This is a genomic window from Enterococcus innesii (assembly GCF_022846515.1).
GTDB classification, from domain to species: domain Bacteria; phylum Bacillota; class Bacilli; order Lactobacillales; family Enterococcaceae; genus Enterococcus_D; species Enterococcus_D innesii.
The window spans coordinates 647,184-659,847 of the sequence record NZ_AP025635.1; the positions used below are offsets into that span (position 1 = coordinate 647,184).

12 protein-coding genes are annotated in these 12,664 nt (G+C 43.1%); 2 read left to right on the forward strand and 10 right to left on the reverse strand.

The features are described from left to right. Positions 1-29: 29 nt before the first annotated feature. Together ENLAB_RS03000 and ENLAB_RS03005 are read right to left on the reverse strand one after the other, a co-directional pair. Positions 30-1,505 carry a C40 family peptidase gene (locus ENLAB_RS03000; protein ID WP_244352532.1) on the reverse strand — a complete coding sequence of 492 codons (1,476 nt, stop codon included), beginning with the start codon at positions 1,503-1,505 and terminating at the stop codon, positions 30-32. Positions 1,506-1,872: 367 nt separating this feature from the next. Next, positions 1,873-2,493 (reverse strand): TetR/AcrR family transcriptional regulator, encoded by a 621-nt coding sequence (locus ENLAB_RS03005; RefSeq protein ID WP_081118135.1) that lies wholly within the window; start codon positions 2,491-2,493, stop codon positions 1,873-1,875. 109 nt (positions 2,494-2,602) lie between these two features. Here ENLAB_RS03005 and ENLAB_RS03010 point away from each other — a divergent pair, with 109 nt between their 5' ends. After that, the gene (locus ENLAB_RS03010) at positions 2,603-3,205 is read left to right on the forward strand and encodes an ECF transporter S component (protein ID WP_081117009.1); all 603 of its coding nucleotides are present in this window, start codon (positions 2,603-2,605) and stop codon (positions 3,203-3,205) included. Positions 3,206-3,336: 131 nt separating this feature from the next. On the opposite strand, the gene ENLAB_RS03015 is transcribed toward ENLAB_RS03010, so the two are convergent. The 8 genes from ENLAB_RS03015 to ENLAB_RS03050 form a co-directional block, all read right to left on the reverse strand. Next, positions 3,337-3,696 carry a DUF1304 domain-containing protein gene (locus ENLAB_RS03015; RefSeq protein ID WP_244352534.1) on the reverse strand — a complete coding sequence of 120 codons (360 nt, stop codon included), beginning with the start codon at positions 3,694-3,696 and terminating at the stop codon, positions 3,337-3,339. A 2-nt stretch (positions 3,697-3,698) separates the two neighbouring features. Next, entirely contained in the window at positions 3,699-3,986 is a 288-nt protein-coding gene (locus ENLAB_RS03020; RefSeq protein WP_081117011.1) for a putative quinol monooxygenase, read from the reverse strand. A 14-nt stretch (positions 3,987-4,000) separates the two neighbouring features. Further along, positions 4,001-4,636 carry a nitroreductase family protein gene (locus tag ENLAB_RS03025; protein ID WP_008378805.1) on the reverse strand — a complete coding sequence of 212 codons (636 nt, stop codon included), beginning with the start codon at positions 4,634-4,636 and terminating at the stop codon, positions 4,001-4,003. A 14-nt stretch (positions 4,637-4,650) separates the two neighbouring features. After that, entirely contained in the window at positions 4,651-5,058 is a 408-nt protein-coding gene (locus ENLAB_RS03030) for a MarR family winged helix-turn-helix transcriptional regulator (RefSeq protein ID WP_140965033.1), read from the reverse strand. A gap of 210 nt (positions 5,059-5,268) precedes the next feature. Continuing rightward, positions 5,269-7,935, reverse strand: coding sequence for a cation-translocating P-type ATPase (locus tag ENLAB_RS03035; protein WP_244352545.1), 2,667 nt, complete (start codon positions 7,933-7,935; stop codon positions 5,269-5,271). A 762-nt stretch (positions 7,936-8,697) separates the two neighbouring features. Beyond that, positions 8,698-9,615, reverse strand: a complete 918-nt coding sequence (locus ENLAB_RS03040; RefSeq protein ID WP_096741399.1) for a cation diffusion facilitator family transporter — start codon at positions 9,613-9,615, stop codon at positions 8,698-8,700. A gap of 177 nt (positions 9,616-9,792) precedes the next feature. Next, complete coding sequence (locus ENLAB_RS03045; RefSeq protein WP_081117015.1) at positions 9,793-10,932, reverse strand: LCP family protein; 1,140 nt, start codon at positions 10,930-10,932, stop codon at positions 9,793-9,795. A 194-nt stretch (positions 10,933-11,126) separates the two neighbouring features. Continuing rightward, positions 11,127-11,591 carry a VOC family protein gene (locus ENLAB_RS03050; RefSeq protein ID WP_081118143.1) on the reverse strand — a complete coding sequence of 155 codons (465 nt, stop codon included), beginning with the start codon at positions 11,589-11,591 and terminating at the stop codon, positions 11,127-11,129. A 77-nt stretch (positions 11,592-11,668) separates the two neighbouring features. Between ENLAB_RS03050 and ENLAB_RS03055 the strand changes: the two genes are divergently transcribed. Next, on the forward strand, positions 11,669-12,601 hold the full coding sequence (locus tag ENLAB_RS03055; protein ID WP_244352551.1) for a helix-turn-helix transcriptional regulator: 933 nt from the start codon (positions 11,669-11,671) through the stop codon (positions 12,599-12,601). The last annotated feature ends 63 nt before the right edge of the window (positions 12,602-12,664 follow it).

Below are 12,664 nucleotides of genomic sequence, written 5' to 3' on the forward strand. Positions count from 1 at the left end.
CTCTCCTTAAAACCACATCCAGCTAAACCTTACATTCTCACTGCAAAACTAGGTGTAAAGTAAGCAGTGCTACCAACAGAAACGTTCTGTCCTGGTCGTGGTGCGTGAATATATTGACCACCGCCTAATGCAATGGCTACGTGATACGTACTTCCTGATGAACCCCAGAATAAAAGATCTCCTGGTTGCGCTTGGCTGACTGGAATCACTGTACCGGCTGTTTCTTGTGGTACCGTCCAACCGCCAATATCTCTACCTGTTACTTGTAAAAAGACATAGCGAGTAAATCCAGAACAGTCAAAGCTGTCAGGTCCTTTGGCACCCCAAACATATGGTTTTCCGATATGTTTATAGGCTTCGGCAACGATCGCGGCACCATTTGTTGAAGCTGGTGCGGAAGGCGCTGTCGGTGGCGTCACGATTGGTGTTGGTGCAGGTGTCGGCGCAGGCGCTGGTGTCACTGGCGTCGGTGCAGGAGTTACAGGTGCACTATCCGCTGGCGTCTCCGGTGCTGCTGGTGTTGTTGGTGTTTCTGGTTCTTGAATTTCTGGTGTATCTACTGGTGTTTCCTCTGGAGCCTCTGGTGTTTCAGCCGACTCAGATCCTTGCGTTTCCTCTGGTTGTGTTTCTACTGGCGCTTCTGGCTCTTCCACTGATTCCTGGCTTTCTGCTCCTATTTCAGGTTCCGTTGAATCCGCCTGAGCAGCTGCTTCATTCAAGGCTGCTTCTTCCGCAGCCGCTTGTTCTGCTTGCTGTTGCGCCGCTTGTTCCGCTTGGGCTTGTAAAGCAGCAACGCGAGCTGCTTCGTCACGAATTCTTGCTTGCTCCGCTTCATAAGCTTCTTTTTCCGCACGCAGCTGTTCTTTCTCTTCTTCTTTTGTTGCTTCTTCGTAGGCTAGGTTACTGACTAGCACATTCAATTCTGCTTGAGTGGCTTCCAAGACACCTTTTTGCGCTTCTAGATGACTCTGTGCTGCTTGCAATTCTGCGACTTTTTCTTGTGATTCTGCGCGCTTTTCTTCAACGGCTTTTTGGTCAGCTTTTTGCTGTTCAATCACTTCATTATTTGCTCGGATGATCGTCGTCATGGCATGCACCCGACCGACTAGGTCACTGACAGACTTCGCTTCTAATACCGCTGTTAAAAAATGATCGCCTTTGCCATTGATTTGTGTTTCTCTGGCTTGCTTTTCGATGTTTTCTGAGCGTTTGGCGATTCGCTCTTCTAATTGACTGATTTCTTGGTCTAATCCTTCTATCTCTTGCAGCAAATCACCTTGCTGCGCTAAAATGGTCGCTGCTTCTTGATTCAGTGAATCAATTTCCTCAGACAATCCGTCAATTTCCCCTTGTACGCTCTGGCGCTGCTGTCTCAACTGATCAATCTCGTTATTTTTTTGTTCGATCAATTGGTCATGATTCGTTGCAAAAACGGTCATAGGGCCGCCGAACGATGACAAGACAATGCCACACATACATACTGTTGCAAAGATTTTCTTCTTCATCTGATCCTCCAAATTCAATTTAAAAACTTTTTTTTCATTTATTTGACCATTTTCATTTTAACATAGTTCATCTACAAACCCAATCCGTAAGCGATTTACATTTTAGTTACACAAATATCAGATGTTTTTTTATTGATTGTTCCCCTGTAAAAAAAGTCGTTAAAGTTGAGTCAATCCCTATCTATCAACTCTTCAAGAAAACTTCATAGAAAATCTTCTTTTTCTTAAGAAAAAATAAATCATGTTTTAGATTTCACTTTTATTACATTAATTTTTTGCAAAATATGCTTGATTTACAAAATCTTATTCATAAGAAAAAGCTCTTTCCTAGTGTTTTCTAGAAAAGAGCACGTGTTTTTTGTCTGTGCTAGTTGCGATATGGTAGTAATTGCCGCATCACGGCGATTTGGTCATCAATGGTCTGTTCTGTGATATGACCAGTCAGAGCCAAAATTCCCAATCCTTCGATCACGAACATATAGTTTTCGGCAATCACAGCCAAGTTTTCATCTTTTAACACACCTTGCTGAACGCCGACTTGAAAGATCTCATGGATCGTCCGTTTCGTCTCAGAAAGTTGTGCTTGCTGCAGTGAACTGGAGGCTTCAGTTTTATGCGTATAGTAATACTCGTAGACGGCTCGCAGCATACCGTCAGAAATGCTGTGGAGTAGACGCTTGCGATGGTCGGAAAAATATTTGTTTAAAATCGTTTCAAAGGGTACTTGCTCCATAATCATCTCTCGTACATCATCAAATTTTCGTTTGGAACGCTGCTCTAACACTGCCAAAAAAATCTCATCCACCGAACGAAAGTACAAATAAATGCCACCGCGACTAATGCCGCACTCTTCGATAATGTCCTTCATTGTCGCATCGATCAAGCCTTTCTTACTAAAGACGACTTTGGCACTTTCAAGAATCAAATCACGCTTTTGTTGTTTTTTCTTTTCAGCTGTAGTCAATTCGCTCTGCTGCTTCTTCGCCATTTTTTTGGCTCCTTTCATCACATTATGAATGACACAAGTGTCATTTTGTTGTATAATCAACCTAACTTAAAAATGACACGAGTGTCATTATAAAAAAGGAGTTTTTACAATGAATACAAAAAGCAAAACCTATCGCCTTGTCATTCGTGCCATTTTGACAGCTATTATTATTTTACAGACGATGGTACCTTTCCTTGGATTTATTCCGATCGGTATCACTAGTTTAACGATCATCCATATCACGGTGATCGTCGCTGCCATCGTTTTAGGGACAAAAGACGGGATGTTCATTGGCTTAGTCTGGGGTATTTTTACCATGATTCGCGCCTTTACCTCTCCAACAACGCCCTTAGACATTGCCGTTTTCACCAATCCAATCATCTCGGTGATTCCCCGTGTGTTGGTTGGCTTAGTGGCTGGTCTCTTATTTACGATCATTTACAAGAAGACCAAAAAAGTCGTCGCTGCGTCGATTGTTGCAGCAATCTTTGGGACCATCACCAATACGGTTCTGGTCTTAACCTTAATGGGAACCTTGTATACTAGCTTAGTTGCTAATACCTATGGTGTCGATGCTTCGGCTTTGTTCGTGACCCTCGGCGGAATCGCTGTAACAAATGGAATCTCTGAGGTGATCACAGCTGCGGTCTTAACCCCAATTCTAGTAAAAGCCTTATTTGCGGCAACCAGTTTACGTCCAGAAAATCGTTAGTCCCTTCTCTTATCCTATCATTTTTTTCACGTTCTGAGTACTCTTTGCCCAAACATTAAAAGAACCCCGAACACAGAAAGCTTCTATTCTATAGAATAGCTTTCTATATTCGGGGTTTCTTGTATTATTGGTTAAAAAAAGGTGGACAGCAAGGCAAGGATCGCTAGACCGCCTTGGGTCAAAATAATTTTCTTGTCGCTAGTCAAACTGCCATATGCAGCCACTAAGATAATGTAGATCAACAGCAAACGACTGATTTCCAAAGGCGCTGAAGCAAAGGTGATGCTATACAGTAACCCCAAACCGATCAGCCCATTGTAAACTCCTTGATTTTTGAACAAGGTCACCACGATCGGTCGCTCAAGTTCTGTCTTCGTCACGTTGAAGACCCGCGCCGTTGCTTTGGACGTAGTAGCAAATGTTTCTAAATAGAGAATATAGAAAAACTCTAAGGCAACCAGTAGAATCAAAACCGTCGATAAAATCGTCATCTTTATTCTCCTTGATGAGCGACAACGATTTCGCTCGGTTTGGCTGCAAAGTCAGGCATTTGCTGGAATAATTGTTGCAGCAGCGGGTTTTGATTGTGGGCGGTGATCGCTTCTTGATTCGCCCATTTTTCGACCATGACAAACCGATTGTTCTCTTCCAATGATTCATAGAGATGATAGCCGTGGCAGCCATCCTCAGTTCTCGCCGATGCTAATAATGGGGTAACAGCGGCTAAAAAATCTGCTCGCTTTTCTTCTTTGATGTAAAACGTTGCATTGATGATTTCCATCGTTTTTCCTCCTCTTATAGGAATGTCGTAATTTGTTCTGCGTCCAACCGAACGGATTCATAGCCTAATTCTTTGGCTTTTCCGACTGAAAGGATCATGACAGGAACATAGCGCTCTTTGTCTAAGCCAAAAGCTTCTGCTAATTGATCCGCTTCAAAGCCACCGATTGGGTTGGTTTCATAGCCATGTGCCCGCGCGACTAACATAAATTGCATCGCTGCTAAACTAGCGTCGATCTTCACCACATCATTCATTTGTTCTTTTGTAAGATTTTCGTAATGCGGAATGATCGCTGCTAATTGTTGGTCACGAACCTCCGCTGGCATTTTGCCTTCTGCTACTGCTTTGTTATAAATTTCTTCTCCTAGTTCATGACAAAGCATATCGCCAAAAATCAAGACCATTGCAGAAGAGGTATCATTTTGACGGACGTTGAAACGAATCAATGGTTTCAATTTTGCTTTTTGCTCATCGCTTTCCACAACGACAAAACGCCAAGGCTGCATATTGACTGAGGAAGGTGCTGTCGTTGACTCTTGGATCATGGTCAACATTTCTTCATGGGGGATTTTGTAGGTTTCATCATAGACACGGACCGATTTTCGGCCAAAAGTAATCTCTGAAAAATTGTTGTTGCTGTATTCTGTCATGGGTTTGCCTTCTTTCATGGAACTAATTTCATAAGTAATGTTAGAAGCTGTGCTTCTTCTTCTTCGGTCAAATTGATGCCTAACGACTCCTCAGAGCTGGCATGCTTTGAAGCACAACTAGCCAAATCGGCTTGTGCTTTCGGTGTCAAAGAAACAAAAATCTCGCGGTTATTGTCTTTGTTTCGTTCGCGTGTCACCAATTGTTTTTCTTCGAGAATCTTCAAATGCCGCGTGACCGCTGCACTATCGATCTTCAATTCATTCTGTACTTGATTTTGGGTACAGCGTCCTTGCTCATTCAAAAACTGCAGCAACTGATAACGGGTCAGACTAAAACCGGTCTCTTTTTCAAAGATCGCCGTTAATTCTTGGTTCACGATTTTCATCCGATACAGCAATCCGCTTAGCTCACGTAAATTCATTGCATCAACCGCTCCTTTCATCATTGACTAGTCAACTGTTGACTAGTCAAGTATAAATCATTTTCTTTTGCTTGTAAAGAGTAAGCAAAAAAAGACCCGCAGTTAGGCGAACTTCATCAAGGATCGAATCAGAAATCCTTTGATAAAGGTGCACCATGAGGCTGCGGGTCTTCGTTACTCCAGTATTGAGTCAATACTGGAGAATTTATTTTATTTTAATTGGAAGAGTTTCTTCAAGCCCATGACGATCAATGTGGAGATCGCTGCAGCAGCGAAGATGATCCCCCACGTGCCGGCTTGAATTGGCATCGTGTCTAATAGCTCATTCATAAACGGTACATAGACCGCTGAAAGCTGCAAGCCGACGGAAAGGAGCAAGGCCCCCATCAACGGTTTGTTTTTCAAGAGGGTTTTGTCTAAACCAAAGCCGCTACTCTTACGAACATTGAAAATATGCATCAATTGCGCCACTGCCATAAAGGTAAAGGTCGCTGTTTGTGCATAAAGCAACTCGTGATCCGTCAACATCAAGAAATTAAAGAAGCCAAACGCCACCAAACCAATTACAACACCACTTAAAATGATACGTCCTAAGAAACGCTTGTTAACGAGTCCATCAGCTTTCGACCGTGGCTGACGCTTCATAATATCGTCTTCAGCTGGTTCAAAGGCTAACGCCATGGCTGGAGCAATATCGATAACTAGATTCAAGAAAAGGATATGCAGCGGTTGAATTGGCATTGGCATCAGGAAGATGACACTTAAAAAGATCGTCACGATCTCAACCATATTACATGAGAACAAGAAAGAAACATATTTTTTGATGTTGTCAAAAATGATGCGTCCTTCTTTGATGGCATCGACGATCGTTCCAAAACGGTCATCCGTCAAAATCATATCGGAAGATTCTTTGGCTACTTCTGTGCCGCGGATCCCCATGGCGATCCCGATGTCAGCGCCGTTGAGTGCCGGCGCATCGTTAACGCCATCGCCAGTCATTGAAACGATATCGCCTTCTTCACGCAAGGCTTCCACAAGCTGTAATTTATTTTTCGGTGAGACTCGCGCAAAGACGGCCACTTCTTCGATTTTTTCGTTAAAGCCTTCCTGTCCTGCCAATTCATCGATTTCACGACCCGTCATAGTTTTTTCGTGGTCTTTTAAGCCAATTTCTTTGGCAATCATGGAGGCTGTCTTCGGATGGTCCCCAGTGATCATTTTCACTCGGATCCCCGCTTCTTGGGCGACCTTCACTGCTTCTTTGACATCTGTTCGTGGCGGATCGACGATGCCCGCAAAGCCTTGGATCTTGATTTGCTGCAGTGCTGCTTTCAGCTCTGCTTCGTCCGTACCACCTTGATAATCCTTGATAAAACCGACAGCGATCACCCGCTGCCCATGACTGGCTAACGTGTCATTGTATTCATGGAGCTTTTCCTTTTCTTTGGCATCAGCATCGGCTAAATCAATCAAGACATCTGGTGCCCCTTTGATAATCAATGTCCGTTGCTCTCCTTCATACACGGTCACCATGTATTTGTTGTCGGAATCAAAAGGCATTTCTGCGATTTTCTTCAGCCCGCTGTCCTGCTCTTTTTGGCGATCAATGCCGATTTTTTGACCTAAAACGACGAACGCCCCATCTGTTGGATCACCGAGGATCTCGTATTGCCCTTCGTTTTCACGTAAAGTGGCGGTGGTACATAAAGCACCATTTTCGATCATCCCTTGCAGCGTATCATGATTGGTTGCATCGATCTCGGTTTCATCCTCCGAGTCTGCCTTGTAGAATTTTCCGTTGGGTTCATACCCATTTCCTGTCACTTTGAACATTTCCCCAGAACCTAAAATGATCTCGGCGACCGTCATTTGGTTTTCTGTCAGCGTCCCCGTTTTGTCACTGGCAATGATACTGGTGGCGCCAAGAGTCTCGACGGCTGATAACGATTTGACAAGGGCTTTGTGCTCGGCCATCGTTCGCATCCCACGAGACAATGTGATCGTCGAAACGGCTGGCATGGCTTCAGGAATGGCTGCGACCGCTAAAATAATCGAAATATGGATCATTTCGACAAATGGCTGATTCGTCAGTACCCCAGCGATCAGAACTGCCACTGCCGCAAAGAGCGCTGCAATAATGATTGCTTTTCCAAGCTTATCCAATTCGATATCTAATGGTGTTTGACGTTTTTTGTCACCGGTCAGCATGTCACTGATTTTTCCGACCTCGGTCTTCATGCCGGTTTCTGTCACTACTGCATAGGCATTTCCCCGAGTTGCCGCAGTTCCTGCAAAAACGACATTGCGGCGATCGCCTAGTGGAACATCTGCTTCGTAGGTTTCTCGAGCATCTTTTTCCACAGCTTCTGACTCACCGGTTAACGCTGATTCGATGCAGGCAAAGTTACTCGTTTCAAGTAAGCGGGCATCTGCGGCAATAGCATCCCCTTCTTCCAAAACGAGAATATCGCCTGGTACGATTTTTGCCGACTCAATCTCCATTACTTCTCCATCACGAATCACTTTTGCGGTAGTGTAAATCATGCTTTGAAGTGAATCAATTGATTTTTGTGCTCGTAATTCTGTAATGAAGCCTGTCATTACAGCAATCACCACGGCAATCAATACTGCAATTCCTTCAACCGTTTCCCCCATCGCAAAAGAGAGTAACGCAGCTGCTAGCAAGAGATAAACAATCAAGTTGTTTACGTTATGCCACAGCAATTCCCATACAGAAAGGGATTCTTGTTGCTGGATCGTGTTTTCTCCGTATTTTTCTAAGCGTTTGTCGGCTTCTTTCCCGCTTAGGCCTTGCTTGCGGTCACTTTCAAAATGTTTCAAGGTCTCTTCAGTCTTTTGCTGGTAAAATTTTTCCATCAAATTCCTCCTTTTAATTGTAAACTTCTTGCCGAGGGTTTTCACGTTTCTGAAGGGATAAATCGGTACAGATACCTTGCACAGTCACTTTTTTGATTTGAATCGGTTCAGGCGATCGCTGAATGAAGGGAAGATAACCAATAAGAAAAGCAAGCGCAGGTTGACTGGCTGAGGGAAAAGGCATGTGTGTTGAGCATCGATCATTTTGCGAGCAATGAAGCAGCTTCTTTTTGTAGTCGCAAGTGATCTTTCTATGTACGTACTTTGTGAAAAAACCATCCGGCCTACTTCTAACCTATCATGGATGAAGATGTTCTCAAAGGATTTTGCTTCACAAGTGGTGAAAAAAAACAGACGTGACCAAATGGGTAACACAACTATTGCTGTAGAATTTTGGTCATTTCAGCAATGCAAAAAGGCTCTTGTTACGGCATTTTCTTGAGAAACTGAGCGTTAGTTATGTTGTGATTTACATTGTTACAACTCTGCCAAAAAAATAACTCAAAAAATGAGCGCTCACTATCCTTACTTAATTTTAACAAAAAACAACAAATTTTTAAACAAAATTCTTTCTTTTTGCTATAAAAACGAAAAACAAGACTCCCCTTTGTTTGACGGTCTAGATTCTGGTTGTCCTCAAAGCTTGAAGCAAAAATAGATCATCGAACTGCGGCAGCCATCCACGAAGTCGGCAATACTAAAAAACATTCCTAGAAATGGTGAGAAATCAGCAACCGGCGAAATGCTTTTCAGTCTGCTAGTTTAAGAAGCAACTTCTTCGCTTTCGATATAACAATAGACCCTTAGTTCAGGCAAAGCCTGTTTGATCTGCTGTTCAATAGTATCGATAAACGAACTTGGTTCTTCATCCGGCGCTAGTTTCAAGCTAAGGTCGGCGACGATCAAAAGTTCTTCTGGACTTAGATGAAGGGTTCGCAAATCTTTGATTTGAATGATTGCAGGATCGGCTAAAATTTGTTTGATCGCCATTAAATCCGAAGTGGATGCCCCTTCGCCAATCAAGAGGCTATAAAATTCTTTGGCTAAGAAGACAGCGGCAGCAATCAACAACAGTCCACCTAAAATGCCTCCGAGGGAATCAAATATCGGATTGTTCGTCAAAGCGGTCAATAAGATTCCTGCAATGGCGATCGTTACACTCCCTAAGGCAAACAGATTTTCCGTAAAGCCTAAAAGTAAATCAGAATCCCGACTTTCTTTCAAAAAACGGACGAGGGGTTGTTTTTGTTTGTTTTGTTCTTTGACTTCTTGCCAACCTTCTTGAACCGCAGTCACTTCAATAAACAAACTGACGAATAAGATTGCTGCTACTAGCTGAATCTGCTCCACCTCATGGGTTGGATCCAGCAAATCACGGCTAGCTTCGACAACAGCTAAAATGCCGCCTCCTAAAAAGACCGTCATGGCAACCACGGTACTAAAAAAATAGGTCGCTCGTCCTTCACCAAACTGATGCAGCTCACTGCGCCCTCGCTGTGCTCGGTTTTCACCGATGGCAAGAAGCCCTTGATTGATGCAATCGATCATACTGTGGATACTTTCGTTCATCAAGACTGCACTGCCGCTAAGGAAATACCCAATGGCTTTCATGATCAACCCTAAGACATGGGTCAACAAGACGATTCTTCGGGCTTTTTGTTCTTGTTGTTTTTCCATCATGGTTCCTCCTCCGATGTCGGACTCGCTGCAACAAGCTGTCTCTTTTCTCAAGCATAGCACTGCGCTTCTTAGATGAAAACGAAAGTGACTTGAGAGACTGCCCTTGTTTTCAATCGATTGTTAGACGGACTGAGGGTATTAAAAAAGTCAGGATTGCTCCTGACTTTTTGTTCTTGTTTAGTAGCCGGTTCCGTCATCAACGACTTCCGAGCCGTATCCGTCACCAGTTCCTGCACCTGTTTCGGTTCCAGTTTCGTTTCCAACACCGGTTTGTGTTTCTGTATTGGCATCTACTTGTGAATCTGCTGGTGCTTGACCTAAGGCTTTCAGCATATCGTTACGAATTTCGTTGTAAGAATAATCTTGAATATATACGATCGATTGTCCATCATAAGATTCCCCATCGTACCATTCAAAGGTATGTTTTTGAATATCGAACCCAGACAACATATTCCCTGCTAAGGATACTAAGTCTTCGAACTTGAAGTTTGTATTGACGTCTTCACTGACTGAGTCTAGAATTTCTTGGTACTTGGTAACATTATTGATTTTCAAAGCTTGGTGGATCGCTGCTTCAATGACTTCTTGCTGACGGTTCCCTCGGTCCACATCGGTATCCATTTTCCGGATGCGGGCAAAAATCAAGGCTTGCTCACCGTTCAACAATTGACGACCTTCTGGAATCAATGTTTCCCCGGTGTTATCTGAAGTATATTTCTTATTGATATCATAAGGTACATCAACAGTAATTCCGCCAATCGCATCAATGATTTTCTCAAAACTCGTAAAGTTGATGTTTACGTAATAATCAATTGGCAATTGCAGGTAGTTTTGGACTGTTTCAATCGTTGCGTCTTCTTCGCCAATTGTGAATGCACTATTGATCTTGGCTGTAGTAGCAATTGTCCCAGTTCCTGTTCCATCATAAATGTTGGTCCAAATGTCTCTTGGGAGACTGACCATATCGATTTTCTTATTTTCGCCATCGTACACCATGTAAATCAAACTGTCGGTACGGGCACTGTCCAAATGTTCTGTCTTTTCACGTTCCGCGTCATTATCAACACCCATTAACAAGATCCCAAACTTTGAATTCACGTCAGAAGCTTTCAATGAGTTGTCCTCTTTGCTCTTATTGGAACTGATTACAGCGGATTCTTTAAACATTTTATCCACTGAATTCTTTGCTGCATAATACGTATAGCCGGCAAATAAAACGATGCCTGCAATGGCGAAAAGAAAGATTCCTCCAATAATCACGCGCTTATTGCGTGCTTTGTGGGCTCTTTGCTGTTTATATCTCGTCTTTCTATCCATAGTGCCTCCTTCATTTCTCCTGAATTGCTCTCCCCGATTGTACCAGAATTTTTACGATCCGCCTATTTTTTTAAGAAGTTTTATTCTTTTTCTGTGAAGTCCTTTAAACATTCCTAAAAAATAATTCTGACAATGAAAGAAAGTTGGATAAATAGTCAACTTCTATGGATATTTTATTAAAAAACGAGTTTTTCTCATTCGCCTTTTTTGGACGGATCAACTTCTTTCTCGACAGTAAGCTGAATAATTACACCAAAAGGATCCCGAACACTAGCATAAAAAAACGCAAATGGATTGTCACTAGGTGCTTGGATCATCTGACTGCCATTTTCCATTAGTCGTTGATAAAGCTTCTGAGCTATTTTGGTATCGTCTATCGTCAAACTCAAGGATAAGTGATTCCCTAGCTGAATGGCCTCTCCTTCAACTAATGGATTGTCTGCCAGCTGCAACTGGAAATCTCCGATCTGTAGGATGGAGTGAGAAAGATACTGTTCTTGTCCCGCAAGAATCTCCAGCGATGGATCAAGTCTCTCACGATACTCCTGGTTGGTGATGGCGAATAAGAGGGTCGCGTCTAATGTTTCCTGATAAAAGTGGATGGCTTCTTGGGCTTTGCCGTCTAAGGTCAAAAATAAAGCGATTTTTGGTTCGATCATTTGTTGGTTCCTCCTTTTCTTGTTACCATAAGTGTAACTGTGAATCTTGCCAAAACTTGGCACCATTGGAGAAAGAAATGAAAAAATCAGAACGCTTAACCCAAGAACTATTGTATTTACAAGGAAAAGCCACTTTTCATCTAGCCGATTTAATGGAAACCTTCGCGATCTCAAAACGTACAGCCGTCCGTGATGTCCAGTCGTTGGAAGAGCTGGGGTTGCCTCTCGTAGTAGAAGTCGGTCGATATGGCGGCTATCAGATTTTGAAAAATCAACTGACCCCGTTGTACTTTGACAAAAATGAACGGTATACCCTTTTCTTTGCTTTACAGCTCTTGCAAAAATTATCCGATTCTCCTTTTGATCGAAGTTATCAAGGATTACGGCGAAAACTGTTGCAGTCTTTTTACCAAGGAGACACCGAGTGGTTAGAAAAAATGGAGACGGCGGTTTCGTTTCAAGGAGTTCCTCAATTGACAAGTGCACCGATCCTCTCAGCGCTTTTTTCAGCGATCGTACAAGAACAAGTCATCCACTTTAGCTATCAGCGGTATCAAAAAACGAACAAGACCGTACAACCCTATCAGCTGGATTTTCGTGCTGGCTACTGGTATTGTTTGGCCTTTGATTGTCAAAAGCAGGCTTTTCGCCGCTATCGCTGTGATGCAATGCAAGGACTTGCTCCGACTGAAAAAACAGGCTATACCTTGCAGCAGTTAGCTGAAAAACAGCTGCAGCAACAAGTGTTGACACAAACACTGGGCTATCACATCCGCTTTGATCTAGCGGCAAAGGAACGCTTGTGGCAAGAAAAATATCCTGATATGGCAGTGGTGGAACGTCCTAGTGAGCTTTGCTTAGAAGGACACATTGCCGACAATGAGCTTGATTTTCTAGCTGACTTTCTCTTGCAATTTGGGCCAACCATCAAAGAAATCGAACCATTAGCCCTCAAACAGGCGTATACTGAAAAAGTTCGGCGGATGCTGCAGCCATTTGCAACTGACTGACCTCTTTCCTAGATTGGTTGCTGAGTGCTTGCCTACACCGAAACTGATTCTAACTAATAAGGA